Origin of the sequence: Neomegalonema perideroedes DSM 15528 (assembly GCF_000374145.1) — a bacterium.
Taxonomy (GTDB): Bacteria; Pseudomonadota; Alphaproteobacteria; order Rhodobacterales; family Rhodobacteraceae; genus Neomegalonema; species Neomegalonema perideroedes.
Genome location: NZ_KB893653.1, coordinates 647,110 through 663,480 on the forward strand (window position 1 = coordinate 647,110; position 16,371 = coordinate 663,480).

Genomic DNA, 16,371 nt, shown 5'->3' on the forward strand with positions numbered 1-16,371 from the left:
GGGCGGCTGCGAAAAAACCCCGGCGCGGGGGCGCGCCGGGGCTTCGTGGGATGAGAGGGCCGGCGCGGGAAGGGATCACCCCTCCATGAGCAGGCCGGTCTCGCAGGTCTTCTGCGGATTGGCCTCGACGCCTTCGAAGTAGAGCCGACGCGCGATGCGGGGCTGATAGGTGACGTATTTCTTCATATGCCGGACCGAAGAGCCCGAAAGAAGGCCGCCTAAGACCAGTTCGGCCTTTGATTCGTAGTCGAATTCCCCGCGCACGACGATCACGCTGTCTCCGGCCGGCAAAGCCATGCCGTTCAGCAGATGGCTGAGGTCGGTGGTGTTGAGGCGGGCCGCCTCGGCGTATCCGCCGACCTCGCCTTTATAGGAATCGGATCCGGCTTGCGCGGCGTCCCATCCCCGGCTCCAGGAGACGACGTAGATCGGCGTGGCCGCGTCGCCCGCCTGATAGCAGGCCACGGCCGAAATCACCTGGAACTTCAGCGTGTCGTTCGCGTAAGGCTCCATCATCATCTCGGCGCTGTTCAGGATCTCGCCGAAATTATCATGGGTCAGTCCGCGCTCCTGAGTCAGCACGTTGCCGAGGGCCGCCGTGGTGGAGTTCAGGCGCCCGTTCGCCCAGATGAGATGGGTCACCTCGGTCGAGCCGAGCAGCAGCATCACCAGCAAGGGCGACAACAGCGCGAACTCCAGGGCGGCGAGGCCTCGGCTGCTTCGGCGGAAGCGGCGCAGGAGCCTGAAATCAGGGTGTTTCATGGGCATGGTCTCTGGCTCTTCAGCGGGGCTCTGCGACGAGGGCGGGGAGGGGAGAGGGACGCCCCTCCGGTTCAGGCGGCGTTGGGGCTTCAGCAGTCCGGGGAGGCGAAGGGCTCGTTTTTAAACATCTGGGTCGAATGCATGATCATGCTTTGAGGGCCTTGCTGCGCGTCGCCGCCGTCTGTCGGAGAGGCGCGCAGAAGAGCGCCCAGATAGGGGAAGAAGGCGCGATGCTTCTGGAAGGTGCGGATGATCATGCGGTCTCCGCCTTCGCCGGGCTCATAAACGTTGTCGGCGTCGTCGAAGCTGACGCCGCCCCGATCCTCCATCTCGGCCATGGAGAGGACCGCAAGCCGCACTTTGCCGGCGCAGGACGAGGCGTCGTTCACGCCGAGATAGGAGCAGAACAGATCCCGCACCTCCTCCGGCTGCGCGCAGCGGCCCTCGCCGGTCTCGACGAAGCGCACGATCTTCTGCGTGGAGGTCTGGAGCCGCGAATTATTCATATGCGCGATGGAGACCTCGATCACGCCGAGGATCAGCGCCATCAGCGGCCCGATGATGAAGGCGAACTCCACCGCCGTCGCGCCGCGGCGACGGCGCAGGAAGGAGCGGATGGTGGAACGCGGAAGTCTGAGCATCGACTCGCCTCGGGTTTGCGCTGAACGGGGCCATCCTCCGGCCCCGACTTTAGAAATTCGCTAAAAAACATGGTTTTTACGGCTTGATCTTTCCGCGTCCGGGCCAAGCTCGGTCTTGCGTCGGGGGCGGGGGCGGCGTATGGGGCCATCCGAAAGCCGGAGCGGCTTCAGGCGGCCGGCCGCCGGAGGCCGCCGATCCGAGATGACAAGGGCGCTCGCGCATGCGGCGAAAGCGCCTCAGGAGCCGCCCGTCCATGACCGATCCCGCCTCTCCGCCCTCGCCCGAAGAGATCCGCGCCGAACCCGAGGCCGAAGAGCGGCCGGGCAAGCCTTTCCGCAACCTCTACGGCCGCCGCAAAGGGCGCCCTCTGCGCGCCGGGCAGCAAACCCGCATGAGCGAGGATCTGCCACGGCTTTCCCTGCCGGGCTTCGAGCCGGAGGCGATTTCGGCGGGCGGATCGCCCCTCGAACCGCCGGCGCCGCTGGATCCGGCGGCGCTGTTTCCCGAGGCGAAATCCCTGCGGATGGAGATCGGCTTCGGCGGGGGCGAGCATCTCGTGGCCTGCGCTCTGGCGGAGCCGGAGGTGGGATTCATCGGCTGCGAGCATTTCGCCCAAGGCGTGGCCAAGCTTCTGGCGGATCTGGCGCGGCGCGGCGGCGCGGAGAATCTGCGGCTGGCGGCGGGCGACGCCCGCGCCGTGCTCGACGTTCTGCCGGTCGGCGCGCTGGAGCGGATTTATCTGCTCTATCCCGATCCATGGCCCAAGCGCCGCCATGAGGAGCGGCGCTTCGTCTCGGAGGCCAATCTCGACGCCATGGCCCGGGTGCTCAAGCCGGGCGGCGAATTGCGCCTCGCCACCGACATCGTCGACTACGCGACGCGCAGTCTGAAGATTCTGGAGGGGCGCAAGGATTTCGCCGTCAGCCCTCAGACCCGCGCCGACTGGTCTCAGCCTTGGGAGAATTGGCCGGGCACGCGCTATGAGGCCAAGGCCAAGGCCGCCGGGCGTCCGCAGCATTATCTGATCTTCACGCGGCTCTGATCCGGCTGTGCCGGAGGAGGGGCGATCCGCCTGTCGATGGAGAAGACGCGCTCTTCGGGCTTCGGCTTCGGCGCAGAGGGCGGATCCGCGAAGAGCATGGCGATGGAGAGCAGATTCAGCCCCCAGACGATCAGCACGTAACGCGCGAGCGCCTGATGCGCGGGCTTCAGAGGATCGTCGTCGCGGCGGGACCAGGCCCCGACGACGGTCAGCAGCCCCGGTCTGCGCCACCAGCGGCTTTCCGGCAATTGGCGGAATTCGGGGCGCTTTTTGAAGTCGCTCAGGAAGATCCAGCCGCCGATCGTCACGACGAACATCTGAAGCAAGCCGAAGCTCATGCCGAATCCTCATCCGCGGGTCCGGCCTGATCTGGCGGCGCCGGAGTGAAGGGAGAATTTTGTCCCGCGTCGGAATAAGGAGAAAATCAAAGCCCGCCTCCGAAGCCGGAGGCGGGCCTTGTCGTTCCGGTCGCGGGATCCGCCGCCTTCAGGCGCGGATCAATCGAGATTGGGCGTCCCGAAATCGAGGCCCGGCATTTCGAAATCCATGCTCGGCGCGAGATTGTCGAGCTGCTGCTGCATGGCCGCCTCGTCGAGTTGGGTCTGACCGCTCTTGTAATGCATGACCAGACCGGGGAAGAGGCAGATGAGCGCCACCATCACCAGCTGAATCAGCACGTAAGGCGCCGCGCCCCAGAGAATCTGCGGCGTGGTGACCGGCGCCATGCGTTTGCCGGTGACGCGATCCGTATATTCCTTCTTCGGCGCCACCGACCTGAGGAAGAACAGCGCGAAGCCGAAAGGCGGATGCAGGAAGCTCGTCTGCATGTTCACCGAGAGCATCACCCCGAGCCAGATCAGATCGATGTCCAGCGCCACCGCCGCCGGAACCAGAAGCGGCACGATGATGAAGGCCAGCTCGAAATAATCGAGGAAGAAGGCGAGGAAGAAGATCATCAGATTCACGATGATCAAGAAACCCACCACGCCGCCCGGCACCGAGGTCAGAAGCTCTTCGACCCAATGATGGCCGTTCACGCCGTAGAAGGTCAGCGAGAAGACGCGCGCGCCGATCAGGATGAACATCACGAAGGCCGAAAGCTTGGCCGTCGAATAAAGCGCCTGTTTGACGATCTCGTAATTCAGGCGGCGCGGGTTCTTATCCAGAAACCGCTTGAGCCCCGCGAGCAGAAGCGCGCCCATGGCGCCCATGGCGCCGCCCTCGGTGGGGGTGGCCACGCCGAGGAAGATCGTGCCCAGCACGAGGAAGATCAGAAACAAGGGCGGCGCCATGACGAAGGTCACGCGCTGCGCGATGGCCGAAAGGAAGCGCTTGCCGGTCGCCTTCTCCAGCAGCCAGTTCGCAAGGGCCGCGACCGAGGCGAAGACCATCGCCGACAGAAGTCCGAGAATCACATGATCCGCGATGGAGAGGCCGCGCCCGCTGGTGGCCATCCAGCCCACCGCCGCCGCGAGGGCGTAGAGAATCCCCAGAGAGCGCAGGCCGCGCCCGCCGTCGGGCTCGCGAAAGCCGATGGCCTCGGGAGGCAGCCCCGGCAGCATCGCCGGCCGGAACATCGAGATGAAGAAGACGAAAAGCGTGTAGAAGCCCACCAGACACATGGCGGGCAGAAAAGCGCCCGCGTACATGTCGCCCACCGAGCGCCCGAGCTGGTCGGCCATGACGATCAGCACCAGCGAGGGCGGGATGATCTGCGCCAGAGTGCCCGAGGCCGCGATCACGCCTGAGGCCACCCTGCGGTCATAGCCGTAGCGCAGCATGATCGGCAGCGAGATCAGGCCCATCGAGATCACCGAAGCCGCCACCACGCCGGTCGTCGCGGCGAGCAGCGCGCCCACGAAGATCACCGCATAGGCGAGGCCGCCCCGCGCCGAGCCGAAGACCTGCCCCAGCGTGTCGAGCAGATCCTCCGCCATGCCGGAGCGCTCGAGGATCATGCCCATGAAGGTGAAGAAGGGCACCGCGAGCAGCACTTCGTTGGTCATCACCCCGCCGTAATTGCGGTTCGGCAGGGCGTTGAAGAAATTAGAGGTGAAGAGCCCCAGCTCCATGCCGATGAAGCCGAAGATCAGGCCGTTCGCCGCCAGAGAAAAGGCCGCCGGATAGCCCATCAGCAAAACGATGATGAGCGAGCCGAACATGATCGGCGCCATATTATGGATGAACCAGCCCGTGAAGCCCGCTCCCGTGGCCGCCTCGGCGGTTCCGAAGAGAAGCCCCCAGACGAAGACCATCGCCATGGCCAGAATCGTCGAGACCGCCCACCCGAACAAACCGCGTCCGAGCGTGGTCTTTTTGCGCATGCCGCGCGTTTCCATATGTTTTTCTCCGCGACGGCGTCAGGGGCGGGCGGGGGAGGCCTCGTCGGCCTCGTCGACGATGATGGCGGCCTTGAGCCTCTCGACCTCGGCCTCGGCGGCGTCCGCCGCGAGGACCGGATCCTCCATGCGGCCGCTGATGATCGCGATCCGCTTGATCAGCTCCGAAATCGCCTGAAGCAGCAGCATGAAGAAGGCGATGGGCATCAGAAGCTTGATCGGCCATTGCGGCAGGCCGCCCGCCGCGAAGGACTGCTCATTCGTGGCGATGGAGGCCTGAGCGAAGGGAACGGAGGTCCAGATCATGATCAGACAGAAGGGGATCAGCACGAAAGCGTGGCCGATCACGTCGATCCAGTCGCGCGTCCGCTTGCTGAAGCGGTTCGACAAAACGTCGATGCGCACATGTTCGTTGTCCCTCAGCGTCCAGCTCGCGCAGAGGAGGAACACCGCGCTGAAGAGCATCCACTGAGCGTCCAGCCAGACGTTGGACGACGTGTTCAGCGTTTTGCGGATGATGGCGTTCGCGGCTGAGATGGCGGTGGCCGCCAATAACAGCCAAGCCGCCTTGCGTCCGATCCAGCCGTTGACGGCGTCGATGGCGCGCGAAAGCGCAAGAAACATTCCCGACCTCCCTTACAAAGGGTGTTCGCGTCTTCTCTGAGACGTCTTGGGCGGTGGTTATGAACGCTCGCGCGGAGATGCGCAATGCGCGGCTTGGGTTCGAACCGCTTTCCCTTGTCGGAAGAAGCATGTGAAACCGCTTGCGTTCCACGGATTTCTCCCGGAGATTCCGCCCACGAAAGGGGCGCGGAGACGTCGGGCCGCCAAGCCGCCCGGAGCTCCCGCCTTCAGAAACGTCTCAGGGAGAGATCCGCCGATGAAACGTCGTCAATTTCTGCAAGGCGCGGGCGTCGGGCTCGCCGCCTCCGCGCTCGCGGCCCCGGCCCTCGCGCAGAGCATGCCTGAACTGAACTGGCGCCTGACCTCCAGCTTTCCGAAATCGCTCGACATCATCTACGGCGGCGCCGAGCTTTTCGCGAAGGCCCTCTCCGACATCACCGACGGCAAGTTCAAGGTGCAGCTCTTCGCGGCCGGCGAGATCGTCAACGCCTTCCAGGCCGCCGACGCCGTGGGCGACGGCACCGTGGAGCTGGCGCATACCTGCTCCTATTACTATTTCGGCAAAGACCCGACCTTCGCGGCGGGCACCGCTCTGCCTTTCGGCCTGAACGCCCGTCAGCAGTCGGCTTGGTACACCCAGCGCGGCGGCAACGATCTGCTGAACAAGCTCTATCAGAATTATAATCTGGTGGGCCTGCCCTGCGGCAACACCGGCACCCAGATGGGCGGCTGGTTCCGCAAGGAGTTCAAGTCCCTCGACGACTTCAAGGGCGTGAAGATGCGCATCGCGGGCCTCGCGGGACAGGTGATGTCCAAGCTGGGCGTGGTGCCGCAGCAGATCGCGGGCGGAGACATCTACTCCTCGCTGGAGCGCGGCACCATCGACGGCGCCGAATGGGTCGGCCCCTATGACGACGAGAAGCTCGGCTTCGTGAAGGTCGCGCCCTATTACTATTATCCCGGCTGGTGGGAGGGCGGCGCGACGCTGCATCTCTTCGTCAACAAGGGCAAGTGGGACGAACTGCCGAAGGTCTATCAGAGCGCCATCCGCGCCGCCGCCGCCGAGGCCGACCGCGACACCCTCGCGCGGTACGACGCCTCCAATCCGGCGGCTCTGCGCAGCCTGATCGCCGCCGGCGCCCAGCTTCGCCCCTACACCAACGAGATGCTCGAAGCGGCCTTCAAAGCCGCCAAAGAGGTCTACGCCGAGACCGGCGCCCAGAACGCCCTGTTCAAGGAAGTCCATGACTCGATCATGGAGTTCAAGAACGAGCAGTATCTCTGGTCGCAGCTCGCCGAGTTCAACTTCGACCGCTTCCAGATCGCCAATCGCGGCAAGTGACCGGCTGAGGATTTCGGGCGCGGCCGGGCTTTCGAACCCCGTCCGGCCGCGCATCCTCGGGCCCCTCGCCTCGCGGCGAGGGGTTTTTTCGTCTCAGGCTTCTCCAAAGGCCAGAGGCAGCCCGAAAAAGCGGTTGGCCATCTCCGAGACATGAGCCGGATCGCCGGTGGTCAGCAGCTTCGGCGCGCGCCAGCGGTCGGAATCGAGATAGCCCGGATGCCGGGCCAGCCAGGAATCGAGACTCGCCGCCGTGATGGCCGGCTGCGCGAAAATCCGGGTTCCGGGGGGCAGAGCCGCGCGGAAGGCCGCCTCCGCCAAAGGATAATGCGTGCAGGCCAGAACCGCCGCGTCGGGGGCGGGCATGCGCCGGAGCGCCTTCTCCACGCAGATTCGCGCGATGGCGTCGGCTTGGGCCCAGTCGCCCGATTCCAGAGCGTCCACGAGACCGGGGCAGGGCTCGGAGGCCGCCCGCAGATCCGAGGCGCGATTGGCGGCTTCGCGCTCGAAGGCGCCGCTGGCCACCGTGGCGGGAGTCGCGAAGAGCACCACGTCGAGCGGGCCCACCGGATGCGGCGCGGGCGGGCGCGGATCGGCCCAGTCCCGCCCGGTCAGCGCCTCGACCATCGGGACGAGGACGCCCAACACCCGCCGGTCCGGCGCCTTCTCGGGAAGCCATTCCTGCTGCAGCCGCCGCAAAGCCGCCGCCGAAGCCGTGTTGCAGGCGATGACCACCGCCCGACAGCCCTCCTCGAAGAGCCGCTCCACCCCCGCGCAGGTCAGGCGGTAGATCTCTTCAGGAGGCCGCACGCCGTAAGGGGCGTTGGCGTTGTCGCCGAGATAGACGAAAGGTCGCCAAGGCGCGGCCTCGGTCAGAGCGCGCAGCACCGTCAGGCCGCCAAGGCCGGAATCGAAGACGCCGATGGGCATGGAGAAGGGCCTCCGGGAGAACGGGAGGCCGAAGCATAGACCCCGCGCGGCCATGAAAAAACCCGCCCCGAAGAAGGGGCGGGCTTCGAAATCTCGCAAATCCTGAAGCGGATCAGCGCTTCGAGAACTGGAAGCTGCGGCGAGCCTTGGCGCGGCCGAACTTCTTGCGCTCGACGGCGCGGGAGTCGCGGGTGAGGAACCCGGCCTTCTTCAGCGAAGGACGCAGATCGGGATCCTGAAGCGACAGGGCGTGCGACAGCCCATGCTTCACGGCGCCCGCCTGACCCGACAATCCGCCGCCGGCCACGGTGGCCATGACGTCGAAGCGGCCGACGACCTCGGCGATCTGGAAGGCCTGATTCACCACCATCTGCAGCACCGGGCGAGCGAAATACTGCTCGATGGGCTTGCCGTTGATGACGATCTTGCCGGAGCCGGGCTTCACCCAGACGCGGGCCACGGCGTTCTTGCGGCGGCCGGTGGCGTAGGAGCGGCCGAAGGCGTCCTTGACCGGCTCGCGCTTCGGCGCGGCGGCGGCTTCGGCGGCCGGAGCGCCGCCGACGGCTTCCCGGAGGGCGTCCAGCGATTTGATCTCGTCAACCATGATCAGCCGTTCCTCGTGTTCTTCGGGTTCAGCGAAGCCACGTCGAACACGACGGGCTGCTGGGCGATCTGCTTATGCTCGGCGCCGGTGTAGACGCGCAGATTGGACATCTGCTGACGGCCGAGCGGACCGCGCGGAATCATGCGGCGGACGGCGTTCTCGATCACGCGGTCGCCTTTGCCCGAGTCGAAATACTGACGGGGCGAACGCTCTTTGATGCCGCCGGGAAAGCCGGTGTGCCAATAGAAGCGGTTGTCGTCGCGCTTGCGTCCGGTCATCTGCACCTTGTCGGCGTTGATGACGATGACGTTGTCGCCCATGTCCATATGAGGCGTGAAGCTCGGCTTGTTCTTGCCGCGCAGGATATTGGCGACGATCGTGGCGAGACGGCCCAGAACCACGCCTTCGGCGTCGATCAGGATCCACTTCTTCTCGATGTCGGAAGGTTTAGCGGAAAAGGTTTTCATCTCTGGGTCCCGATGTCGGGAGCCTCCCGACGATTGGCGAAACAGGGACGGGGCGCAAACGCGCCCCGGTTGGCGGGCAATATAGCCGCGCGCGAAAGGGCGTCAAGCGGAGCTTTCGACGCGACGCCTTTGAAAATCGTTTAAAATCATGATCTTATGAAATTGGTGTCTAAATACCTCAAGATAAATCCCCGCCGCCGCGCCGATTCCGGGCCTCCGCGCCCAAGGGCGGCGCAAGGCGCGGAAAGCCGGAGACAGGGGGTGAAATCTTGAGAAACGGGCTCTATCTTGCGGAGAAGCCCCGCCTTTCCCCCGCGCGCCTCAGGGAGGCTTCCGCTATGGCCGCCGCGCCTCCGTCTTCTTCGTCTCCGGCTTTGCTGTCGGCTCTGCTCTCGGGAGGGCTGATCTTCTGCGCTCTCCAGCTCCCCGCCCTCGCCGAGGCGCGGGCTTTCGAAGCCGGAGATTCCGGCGATTCCGGCGCTCCGGCCGCGCTGGAGCCGCCGATCTCCTTTCAGAGCGCGGAGGAGCCGCTGGAATCCCGGATCCGCCTGACGCTCGCCGCCGAGGCCGAGCCCGCGCTGTTTCGTCTTCTGCTCAACGCCGCCAAGGCCGAGCTCGGCCTCGCCCGCGAGGAGGCTGAAGAAGCCTACGCCGTCGCGCTCAACGACGGCTCGGAGTTCGAGCGCTGGAATCTGGAGATTCAGGACGAAACCCGCTTCATCGAAGCCCGGGCGGTCAGCCTTTTGCGGCGGATCTCCGTCTATGACGGCCGCGAGATCCGCGCGCGGGTCGAGAGCTTCGTCTTCGACCGCGAGGCGGGGCGGCTGCTGACGCTGGCCGATTTCTTCGGCGAGGAAGGGGCGGAGGCTCCGGCCATGGCGCTCTTGCGGAAGGCGGCTCTGGAGCGTCTGGCGCCCCTCAAGGCGGAGCGTCTGCGCATTCCGCAGGCCGAAGCCCGCGAGGCGCTGGAGGCGGTCTGGCCGGAGGATTTGAACCGGCTGCGGCTCTTCAGCCTCGCGCCTTCCGACGCCTCTTCCGGCGCGTCTTCTGGCGCGCCGGGCGCCGTCGGGGGGATCTCGCTGCATTTCGGCCCGCATGAGCTGGGCGCGGGCGAGGAGGGGGAATATGAGGCGCTGATCCCGCAGGAGATCTTCCACGACCTCCTCGCGGAGGATTGGCGCGACGCCTTCGCGGGGGCGCCGCTCGCTCTGACGCGGCTGCAAAGCGACGAGGGACGCACGGGCGCGATCTTCGGCCTGACGCCGGGCGAAGCCGTCTCGGCGCCGCTGACTCTGCGGGGCGAGGCGCCGCTCGCCTTCTTCGGCGGGGCGGGCGCGGTTCTGACTCTGACGCCCGAACATGGCGGGCTGACCATCGCGCGGGCGGTGGCGCGGCCTCTGGCCGGGACGCCCGCCTCGGGCGCGGTGGAGGAGGGCGCGCCCTTCGAGGTCGTGCTGAAGCAATTCCGCGAGACGCGCCCCGGCGCGCCGCTGATCCTGCGGCTGAGCGCGGGCGCCGATCCCGGAGACGAAGCCGTCCCCGACCGCATGAGCCTTCGTCTGACGGCGGGCGCCGCGACGGAGACCGCCAAAGACGAGGAGCCCGCTCCATGAAGCCCGCGACGCAGACGCATGACGAACCCGCGACGCAGACGCATGACGAAAAAGTGCGGGAGCAATTCGGTCCCCGGGCGGCGGCCTATGTGGCGAGCGCGGTCCACGCCCAAGGATCGGATCTCGACCGGCTGGAGGAGATCGCCAGAGCGGCCGCGCCGCGTCGGGCGCTGGATCTCGGGACGGGCGGCGGGCATGCGGCCTATCGGCTGGCGCCTCATGCGGCGGAGGTCGTCGTCTGCGACCTCTCGGAGGCCATGACCGCCGCCGTGCTGGAGACCGGGCGCGCGAAAGGCTTCGCCAATCTCTCGGCGCGGGTCGCCCGCGCGGAGGCCCTGCCTTTCGCCGACGGAGAATTCGATCTCCTCACGACGCGCTTCTCGGCCCATCATTGGGGAGATTTCGAGGCCGGGCTCCGCGAGGCGCGGCGGGTTCTCGCGCCGGGCGGCCGGGCGGTCTTCATCGACGTCTCGGCGCCGGAATCCGAGGCGGCGGACACCCATCTGCAAGCCGTGGAGCTTTTGCGCGATCCCTCGCATGTCCGCGACCATCGCCCGAGCTTCTGGCTGGCGGCGCTGGAGCGGGCGGGCTTCCGGACCCGCGCTCTGAGCCGCGATTCCCTGCGTCTGGACTTCGCGTCATGGGTCGCGCGGATGGAGACTCCCGCCGCGCAGATCGAGGCGATCCGCGCGCTTCAGCGGGGACTCGCCGTCGAGACCGCCGCGCGCTTCGCTCTGGAGCCGGACGGATCCTTCACCGTGGACCGGGTCTTCATCGAAGCGGAATAAAGGGTTAGTCGTCCTGATAGGGCTTGCCGTCCAGCGCCCGGCGCAGCCCGCGCAGCGCCGTGAAGAAGACGTAGCCCTGAGCCCCGAGCCAGATCAGCAGCGCCACCGGAATGCCGATGGCCGTGATCGCGAAGAGCCAGCCCACGCCCCAGGCGATCAGCCAGCGCCAGAAGACGCTGATCGCGCCCTCGACATGCTGGCCCGCCATGAGCCCCTGAGTCTCGTCGCGCAGGCCGTGCGCCTCGCGGGCGCCCATGAACCCGAGCGGCGGCAGGAAGGTCGCGGCGACCAGCCAGCTCCACATGCGCACCACGCGGTCGGCCACGGGCGGTCGGCTCGGCGGCTTGACGCCGGAGAGGCGGCGGAAGGTCTTGATGCTGTCTTCGAGGTCCGACTTCAGCGTATGGGGCATGGAGCGCTCTTTCTCCGGTTCTCCGGCGGGGGCCTCCATCGATATGGCCCGCGCGGGAGGCGAGTCAATCCGCGCCCCTCAATCCGCGCCCCTCAATCCGCGCGCCGCCGCGCGACGGGAGAACTCAGGCGAAGAGCCCCTCCAGCGCCGCTTCCGCCGCGAGGTCCGGCGGCAGACGCCCGGAAGCCACCTCCGCCTCCAGACGCGCGAGCCGCATCCGTCTTTCGGGATCGGCGGCGAAGCCCGTCATCAGCCCGCGCCGGATCTCGTCGCGCATCCAGACCAGACCCTGACGTCCCCGGCGCTGCTCCCGGTGCCCATGCTCGCGCCGCCAGCCGTCGAGTTCGGCCACCGCCGCCCAAAGCTCGGCCACGCCCTGCTCTTCAAGGGCCGAAAGCGCGAGGGCCTTGGGGAAGCCGGGCGCGTCGTCCCGCTGGCGGCGCATGAGCCGCAAGGCTCCGGCGTAATCGGCGCGGGTGCGCTGGGCCGCCGCTTTAAGGTCGCCGTCGGCCTTGTTCACCGCGACCAGATCCGCCAGCTCCATGATGCCGCGCTTGACGCCCTGAAGCTCGTCGCCCCCCGCCGGAGCCAGCAGCAGCAGAAAGACGTCGGTCATGTCGGCCACCATGGTCTCCGACTGCCCGACGCCCACCGTCTCGACGATCACCACGTCGTAGCCCGCCGCCTCGCAGAGCAGGATCGCCTCGCGTGAGCGCCGCCCCACGCCGCCCAGCTCTCCGCTGGAGGGCGAGGGCCGGATGAAGGCGTTGGGATCGCGCGACAGCCGCTCCATGCGGGTCTTGTCGCCGAGGATCGAGCCCCCCGAGCGGCTGGAGGAGGGATCCACCGTCAGCACCGCCGCCTTATGGCCGCGCGCGGTGAGGAAGCCGCCCAGAGATTCGATGAAGGTGGATTTCCCCACCCCCGGCACGCCCGTCAGCCCGAGCCGCAAAGCGCCGCCCGTATGGGGCGCGAGGAGGGTCAGAAGAGCGCGCGCCGCGCGGCGATGATCGGCGCGGGTGGATTCGACCAGCGTCACCGCCCGGGCCAAAGCGCGGCGTTCTCCGGCGCGCAGACGCGTCGCCAGATCGAGAATCTCCGCGGAAGGGGCCTCCGAAGGGAGGGGGGCCGCCATATCGACACGGGCGCTTTGTGGGTTCATCGTAACCACCTGTTCACCACGGCGCGACAGATTGGGGCGGCGCCGAACTCGGGAAGGAACGCGTCCTGTGGAGATCAGCATGTGGCCCAAGCGGCGCCGCGCCGCAACCGCTTTTCGCGTCCGGCTGGGAGTCGGCGCGCTTCTGGGCGTGGTTCTGGGCGTCGGGCCGGCCGCCGCGCCGCGCGCGCAGGCGAGCGAAACCAGCGCGGCGGTCTCCGCTCCGGGAGAGGCGACCCTTGAAGCGGTCTACGACTTCCATATCGGCGGGCTCTCCATCGGCGAGGCGGTTCTGAGGGTGCAGACCACCTCCGAGAGCTACGCCGGAGAGGCCCGCATGCAGCCGCGCGGCATGCTGGAGATGTTCCTCAACGGCCGCGCCGAGGCTCAGGCCCAAGGCGCGCGCGACGGCTTCGGCGCCTTCGATCCCCATTATTACGAGATCCGCTTCGAGGGCAAAGCCGAGGCCCAGACCCTCGTGATGACTCTGGAGGGCGCGAGCCCCGTCACCCTGACCGTCGAGCCGCCGGAGAAGGAGCCCAATCCGCACGCCGCCCCCTGGCGCGACCAGATCGGCGTTCTGGATCCCATCTCCGCCATCGTGGCGAGCTTTCTGCCGCTCGGGGCGGAGAACGTCTGCGCCCGCACCATCCCGATCTTCGACGGCTCGCGGCGCTATGACGTGATGTTCACCGCGCCGGATCCGAAATCCTCGGCGCCCGCGCCGCGCTGGTCCAAGCCTTTGCGCCATTGCATGGGCGTTTACGAGCGCATCGCGGGATTTCCGCCCGAAACTTTGCGCGACGAACGTTATTACGTCTTCGACGTCTGGTTCGAAGAGGGAGAAGGCGCGCTCTGGCGCCCTGTGCGACTTGCGGGGCGGACGCGTCTGGGATACGCCGTAGGGAGCTTGCGGGAGTGAATCTTCAAGAGCTTGAGGGCTTGCCCATGGCGCGGCTGCGCACCGATTTCCGAGTCTCGGCCTATCTGGCGCGTCTGGAGGCGGCGGGCGTCTACGCCTCGGTGATCCGGCGCGGCGATCCTCAGGCCGGGGCGGTGGAGGTGAAGCTCGCCCGTCTGGACGGGCGCGCCACGCTCTACACGCGGATTTATGGTCCGGAGGGCGAATCCTTGTGGGAGCCTCTGGGCGGGCTCGACGCCCCCGAGGCCGAAGTGGACGCGCGCATCTCGCGGCGGCTGGGGCAGGACCGCGATCTCTGGGCCATCGAGGTCGAGAGCCGCGACGGGCGGCATTTCCTCGATTCCGACGCGCCCTAATCCTCCGTGTGATCCTCCGCATGGCCGCGCAAGGGGCTTTAACCATCGGCGGACAACTCCCGGGTGTATTTGCGCCGAATCCGGGCGCCGAGTCTTGATTCCCGTCGCCGATCCGCCAAGTCTGGGGCGGCGCGGCCGCGGCGCGGATCAAGGACGGCGGCGGGGAGGAACTTGGCGATGAACATGCTCGACTTGCTGCTCGGGTCGCAGAACGGACGCGGCCTCGGCGACGTGGGCCGGCAATTCGGCCTGAGCGAACAACAAACGCTCGACGTGGCGAAAGGGCTGCTTCCCGCGCTCTCCACCGGCTTCAAACAACAGGCTTCTTCGGCTCAGGGCCTCGAATCCCTGCTCAAGACCTTGGGCGGGGGCGGCGGCTATGATCAGCTTTACGACAGCCCCGAGGCCGTGCCGACGGCTCAGGCCAAGGCCATGGGCGATTCGGTGCTGGGTCAGATCTTCGGCTCCAAAGAGGTCAGCCGCAACGTGGCGGAGCGGGTTTCGCTCTCTTCGGGCGTCAGCTCCGGCGTCGTGAAGATGCTTCTGCCCATCCTCGCCTCCATGGTGATCGGCGGCATGACCAAGCGCGCCCGCAGCGATTCCGGCTCCGGCGGCTTGGGCGGTCTGGTGAACGCGGCCTCGGGCGGCGGCGGATTGGGCGGCCTGCTCGGCGGACTCTTGGGCGGCGGACAGCCTCAGGCGCGCCAGCAGCCCCAGCCGCAGCAGGGCGGCGGACTCGGCGATCTGCTGGGCGGCCTGCTCGGCGGCGGACAGCCGCAGACGCGTCAGGCTCAGCCGCAGGGGCGTCAGCCGGGGATCGAGGATCTGCTCGGCGGATTGCTCGGCGGCGGACAGCCTCAGGCGCGCCAGCAGCCCCAGCCCCAGCAGGGCGGCGGGCTCGGCGATCTCTTGGGCGGTCTGCTCGGCGGCGGACAGCCGCAGCAGCCTCAGGCGCGCCAACAGCCCCAGCCCCAGCAGGGCGGCGGGCTTGAGGATCTGCTTGGAAGCCTCCTCGGCGGCCAACAGCAGCAGCCTCAGGGACGTCAGGCCCAGCCGCAGCAGGGCGGCGGGCTCGGCGATCTCTTGGGCGGATTGCTCGGCGGCGGACAGCCTCAGCAGCCGCAGGGCCGCGCGGCGCCCGCTCCGACGGGAAGCCAGCAGCGCCCCCCGAACGGCGCCCCCAGCATGGACGATCTGCTCGGCAGCCTGACGGGCGTGCGTCAGGCCCGGACCGGAGGCCAGACGGGCGCCCGCGCCGCCGCGCCCAAGCCTCAGGGCGGGTTGCTCGGCATGCTCGACGCCGATGGAGACGGCAAGATCGACGCCGACGTGCTGGCGCAGATTCTGCGTCAGCAGGGCCGCGGCTGAGTTTCGGCGCAAGCCTCATGCTTCTGGAAAGAGCGCCTGAAAGGGCGCTCTTTTCGTTGAGAGCGCTTTCCAGCGAAGCTGATCAAGCCTCGCGTCGCGAAAGCGCGACAAAATAAAGACTTGGAGCGTTTGACGGCCCAATTCGGTCGGAAAACCCTCGAAGGGCTCAGGCCGGGACCGTCGCCTCGGGCAGCTCATAGGTCGTGACTTCGAATTTGCTGAGGGCGTGCGGCCCGAAGATGGTGGCGATGGCCACGTCCGTGGCGTCGCGGCCGCGGGCCATGACGATGCGTCCGATGCGCGGGACGTTGTGCCGGGCGTCGAAGGTGATCCAGCGCCCGCCCATATAGACCTCGAACCAGGCGCTGAAATCCATGGGATCGGGCACGGGCGGAACGCCGATGTCGCCGAGATAGCCGGTGCAATAGCGCGCCGGGATGTTCATGCAGCGGCAAAGCGTGATCGCCAGATGGGCGTAGTCGCGGCAGACGCCGGTTCCCTCCTGATAGCCTTCGAGGGCCGTGCGGGTGTTGCGGGCGTTCTGGTAATTGAAGAGGATCCGCCGGTTGGCGAAATTGCAGATCTCCCGCACGCGCTCCATGCCGGGCGGAATATGCCCGAAGAGCCCCCAAGCCTCGCCCATGAGCCGATCCGTCTCGCAATAGCGGCTGCCGAGCAGGAATTGCAGCGTCTCGGGCGGCAGCTCCGCGAGGTCGTGCTGAGGCGCCGACCAGTCGATGGCGTCGGGCGTTCCGGAATCGCGGATCACCGAGGCGCTGCTGAAGCGGATGGTTCCCGGAGGAGCGGTCAGCCTCTGGCAGCGATTGCCGTAGACGTCCAGATAGCTCGTCATAGGGACGGGAGGGTCGGAGCGGATGGTCTCCGGGGCCTCCAGATCCGCCTCGCGTCCCTGAGAGACGTTCAGCATCAGGATCATCGGCGTGGGGGCCTGAACCGTGAAGGCGATGTCGAATCCGGTCTGAATGCGCATGATGGCTCCCTTC

At 67.4% G+C, this 16,371-nt stretch carries 18 protein-coding genes; 7 read left to right on the forward strand and 11 right to left on the reverse strand.

Annotation, left to right across the window (positions count from 1 at the left end):
• Positions 1-75 precede the first annotated feature (75 nt).
• Both B161_RS0103090 and B161_RS18525 read right to left on the reverse strand, forming a co-directional pair.
• A complete protein-coding gene (locus tag B161_RS0103090) occupies positions 76-768 on the reverse strand; it encodes a TadE/TadG family type IV pilus assembly protein (protein WP_018631892.1) in 693 nt (230 codons plus the stop codon).
• An 83-nt stretch (positions 769-851) separates the two neighbouring features.
• Positions 852-1,403, reverse strand: coding sequence for a TadE/TadG family type IV pilus assembly protein (locus B161_RS18525; RefSeq protein WP_018631893.1), 552 nt, complete (start codon positions 1,401-1,403; stop codon positions 852-854).
• Between the two features lie 254 nt (positions 1,404-1,657).
• On the opposite strand from B161_RS18525, the gene trmB reads away from it, so the two are divergent.
• Positions 1,658-2,446, forward strand: a complete 789-nt coding sequence (trmB, locus tag B161_RS0103105) for a tRNA (guanosine(46)-N7)-methyltransferase TrmB (protein ID WP_018631895.1) — start codon at positions 1,658-1,660, stop codon at positions 2,444-2,446.
• Here trmB and B161_RS0103110 read toward each other — a convergent pair.
• The 3 genes from B161_RS0103110 to B161_RS0103120 form a co-directional block, all read right to left on the reverse strand.
• On the reverse strand, positions 2,422-2,784 hold the full coding sequence (locus tag B161_RS0103110; protein WP_018631896.1) for a hypothetical protein: 363 nt from the start codon (positions 2,782-2,784) through the stop codon (positions 2,422-2,424). The two genes, trmB and B161_RS0103110, sit on opposite strands and share 25 nt — an antisense overlap.
• A 159-nt stretch (positions 2,785-2,943) precedes the next feature.
• Positions 2,944-4,785: a TRAP transporter large permease gene (locus B161_RS0103115; protein WP_018631897.1), complete on the reverse strand. Its 1,842-nt coding sequence runs from the start codon at positions 4,783-4,785 to the stop codon at positions 2,944-2,946.
• 21 nt (positions 4,786-4,806) lie between these two features.
• Positions 4,807-5,409, reverse strand: a complete 603-nt coding sequence (locus B161_RS0103120; RefSeq protein WP_018631898.1) for a TRAP transporter small permease subunit — start codon at positions 5,407-5,409, stop codon at positions 4,807-4,809.
• A 256-nt stretch (positions 5,410-5,665) separates the two neighbouring features.
• On the opposite strand from B161_RS0103120, the gene B161_RS0103125 reads away from it, so the two are divergent.
• Positions 5,666-6,751 carry a TRAP transporter substrate-binding protein gene (locus B161_RS0103125; protein WP_018631899.1) on the forward strand — a complete coding sequence of 362 codons (1,086 nt, stop codon included), beginning with the start codon at positions 5,666-5,668 and terminating at the stop codon, positions 6,749-6,751.
• Between the two features lie 93 nt (positions 6,752-6,844).
• On the opposite strand, the gene B161_RS0103130 is transcribed toward B161_RS0103125, so the two are convergent.
• From B161_RS0103130 to rplM, 3 genes are all read right to left on the reverse strand, one after another.
• A complete protein-coding gene (locus B161_RS0103130) occupies positions 6,845-7,678 on the reverse strand; it encodes a glutamate racemase (protein WP_018631900.1) in 834 nt (277 codons plus the stop codon).
• A gap of 112 nt (positions 7,679-7,790) precedes the next feature.
• Positions 7,791-8,282 (reverse strand): 30S ribosomal protein S9, encoded by a 492-nt coding sequence (gene rpsI, locus B161_RS0103135; protein WP_018631901.1) that lies wholly within the window; start codon positions 8,280-8,282, stop codon positions 7,791-7,793.
• A gap of 2 nt (positions 8,283-8,284) precedes the next feature.
• Positions 8,285-8,749, reverse strand: a complete 465-nt coding sequence (rplM, locus tag B161_RS0103140) for a 50S ribosomal protein L13 (protein WP_018631902.1) — start codon at positions 8,747-8,749, stop codon at positions 8,285-8,287.
• A gap of 338 nt (positions 8,750-9,087) precedes the next feature.
• Between rplM and B161_RS0103145 the strand changes: the two genes are divergently transcribed.
• Positions 9,088-10,362 carry a hypothetical protein gene (locus B161_RS0103145; RefSeq protein WP_018631903.1) on the forward strand — a complete coding sequence of 425 codons (1,275 nt, stop codon included), beginning with the start codon at positions 9,088-9,090 and terminating at the stop codon, positions 10,360-10,362.
• A complete protein-coding gene (locus B161_RS0103150; protein WP_018631904.1) occupies positions 10,359-11,150 on the forward strand; it encodes a class I SAM-dependent methyltransferase in 792 nt (263 codons plus the stop codon). The genes B161_RS0103145 and B161_RS0103150 overlap by 4 nt, the downstream gene beginning before the upstream one ends.
• 4 nt (positions 11,151-11,154) lie before the next feature.
• Here the strand turns inward: B161_RS0103150 and B161_RS0103155 are convergent, their stop codons facing one another.
• Together B161_RS0103155 and meaB are read right to left on the reverse strand one after the other, a co-directional pair.
• A complete protein-coding gene (locus B161_RS0103155) occupies positions 11,155-11,562 on the reverse strand; it encodes a hypothetical protein (RefSeq protein WP_157755511.1) in 408 nt (135 codons plus the stop codon).
• 124 nt (positions 11,563-11,686) lie between these two features.
• Entirely contained in the window at positions 11,687-12,697 is a 1,011-nt protein-coding gene (meaB, locus tag B161_RS0103160; protein ID WP_018631906.1) for a methylmalonyl Co-A mutase-associated GTPase MeaB, read from the reverse strand.
• Positions 12,698-12,791: 94 nt separating this feature from the next.
• Here meaB and B161_RS0103165 point away from each other — a divergent pair, with 94 nt between their 5' ends.
• The 3 genes from B161_RS0103165 to B161_RS20150 all read left to right on the forward strand — a co-directional run bounded on the left by B161_RS0103165 (position 12,792) and on the right by B161_RS20150 (position 15,367).
• Positions 12,792-13,643 (forward strand): DUF3108 domain-containing protein, encoded by an 852-nt coding sequence (locus B161_RS0103165; RefSeq protein ID WP_018631907.1) that lies wholly within the window; start codon positions 12,792-12,794, stop codon positions 13,641-13,643.
• Positions 13,640-13,999: a DUF1491 family protein gene (locus B161_RS16485; protein WP_018631908.1), complete on the forward strand. Its 360-nt coding sequence runs from the start codon at positions 13,640-13,642 to the stop codon at positions 13,997-13,999. Before B161_RS0103165 ends, B161_RS16485 begins: the two co-directional genes overlap by 4 nt.
• A gap of 177 nt (positions 14,000-14,176) precedes the next feature.
• Positions 14,177-15,367: a DUF937 domain-containing protein gene (locus B161_RS20150; protein WP_018631909.1), complete on the forward strand. Its 1,191-nt coding sequence runs from the start codon at positions 14,177-14,179 to the stop codon at positions 15,365-15,367.
• Between the two features lie 166 nt (positions 15,368-15,533).
• Here B161_RS20150 and B161_RS0103180 read toward each other — a convergent pair whose 3' ends face one another.
• Positions 15,534-16,358, reverse strand: a complete 825-nt coding sequence (locus tag B161_RS0103180) for a transglutaminase-like domain-containing protein (protein WP_018631910.1) — start codon at positions 16,356-16,358, stop codon at positions 15,534-15,536.
• Between the last annotated feature and the right edge of the window lie 13 nt (positions 16,359-16,371).

What these genes read in the sequence shown, in the direction of transcription:
- B161_RS0103125 (WP_018631899.1), top strand. Translation starts at nt 5,666, where the DNA reads ATGAAACGTCGTCAATTTCTGCAAGGCGCGGGCGTCGGGCTCGCCGCC.
- rplM (WP_018631902.1), bottom strand. Translation starts at nt 8,749, where the DNA reads ATGAAAACCTTTTCCGCTAAACCTTCCGACATCGAGAAGAAGTGGATC.
- B161_RS0103150 (WP_018631904.1), top strand. Translation starts at nt 10,359, where the DNA reads ATGAAGCCCGCGACGCAGACGCATGACGAACCCGCGACGCAGACGCAT.
- B161_RS0103110 (WP_018631896.1), bottom strand. Translation starts at nt 2,784, where the DNA reads ATGAGCTTCGGCTTGCTTCAGATGTTCGTCGTGACGATCGGCGGCTGG.
- B161_RS0103130 (WP_018631900.1), bottom strand. Translation starts at nt 7,678, where the DNA reads ATGCCCATCGGCGTCTTCGATTCCGGCCTTGGCGGCCTGACGGTGCTG.
- B161_RS0103180 (WP_018631910.1), bottom strand. Translation starts at nt 16,358, where the DNA reads ATGCGCATTCAGACCGGATTCGACATCGCCTTCACGGTTCAGGCCCCC.
- B161_RS18525 (WP_018631893.1), bottom strand. Translation starts at nt 1,403, where the DNA reads ATGCTCAGACTTCCGCGTTCCACCATCCGCTCCTTCCTGCGCCGTCGC.
- B161_RS0103090 (WP_018631892.1), bottom strand. Translation starts at nt 768, where the DNA reads ATGCCCATGAAACACCCTGATTTCAGGCTCCTGCGCCGCTTCCGCCGA.
- B161_RS0103120 (WP_018631898.1), bottom strand. Translation starts at nt 5,409, where the DNA reads ATGTTTCTTGCGCTTTCGCGCGCCATCGACGCCGTCAACGGCTGGATC.
- B161_RS0103145 (WP_018631903.1), top strand. Translation starts at nt 9,088, where the DNA reads ATGGCCGCCGCGCCTCCGTCTTCTTCGTCTCCGGCTTTGCTGTCGGCT.
- B161_RS0103115 (WP_018631897.1), bottom strand. Translation starts at nt 4,785, where the DNA reads ATGGAAACGCGCGGCATGCGCAAAAAGACCACGCTCGGACGCGGTTTG.
- B161_RS0103155 (WP_157755511.1), bottom strand. Translation starts at nt 11,562, where the DNA reads ATGCCCCATACGCTGAAGTCGGACCTCGAAGACAGCATCAAGACCTTC.
- rpsI (WP_018631901.1), bottom strand. Translation starts at nt 8,282, where the DNA reads ATGGTTGACGAGATCAAATCGCTGGACGCCCTCCGGGAAGCCGTCGGC.
- meaB (WP_018631906.1), bottom strand. Translation starts at nt 12,697, where the DNA reads ATGGCGGCCCCCCTCCCTTCGGAGGCCCCTTCCGCGGAGATTCTCGAT.
- B161_RS20150 (WP_018631909.1), top strand. Translation starts at nt 14,177, where the DNA reads ATGAACATGCTCGACTTGCTGCTCGGGTCGCAGAACGGACGCGGCCTC.
- trmB (WP_018631895.1), top strand. Translation starts at nt 1,658, where the DNA reads ATGACCGATCCCGCCTCTCCGCCCTCGCCCGAAGAGATCCGCGCCGAA.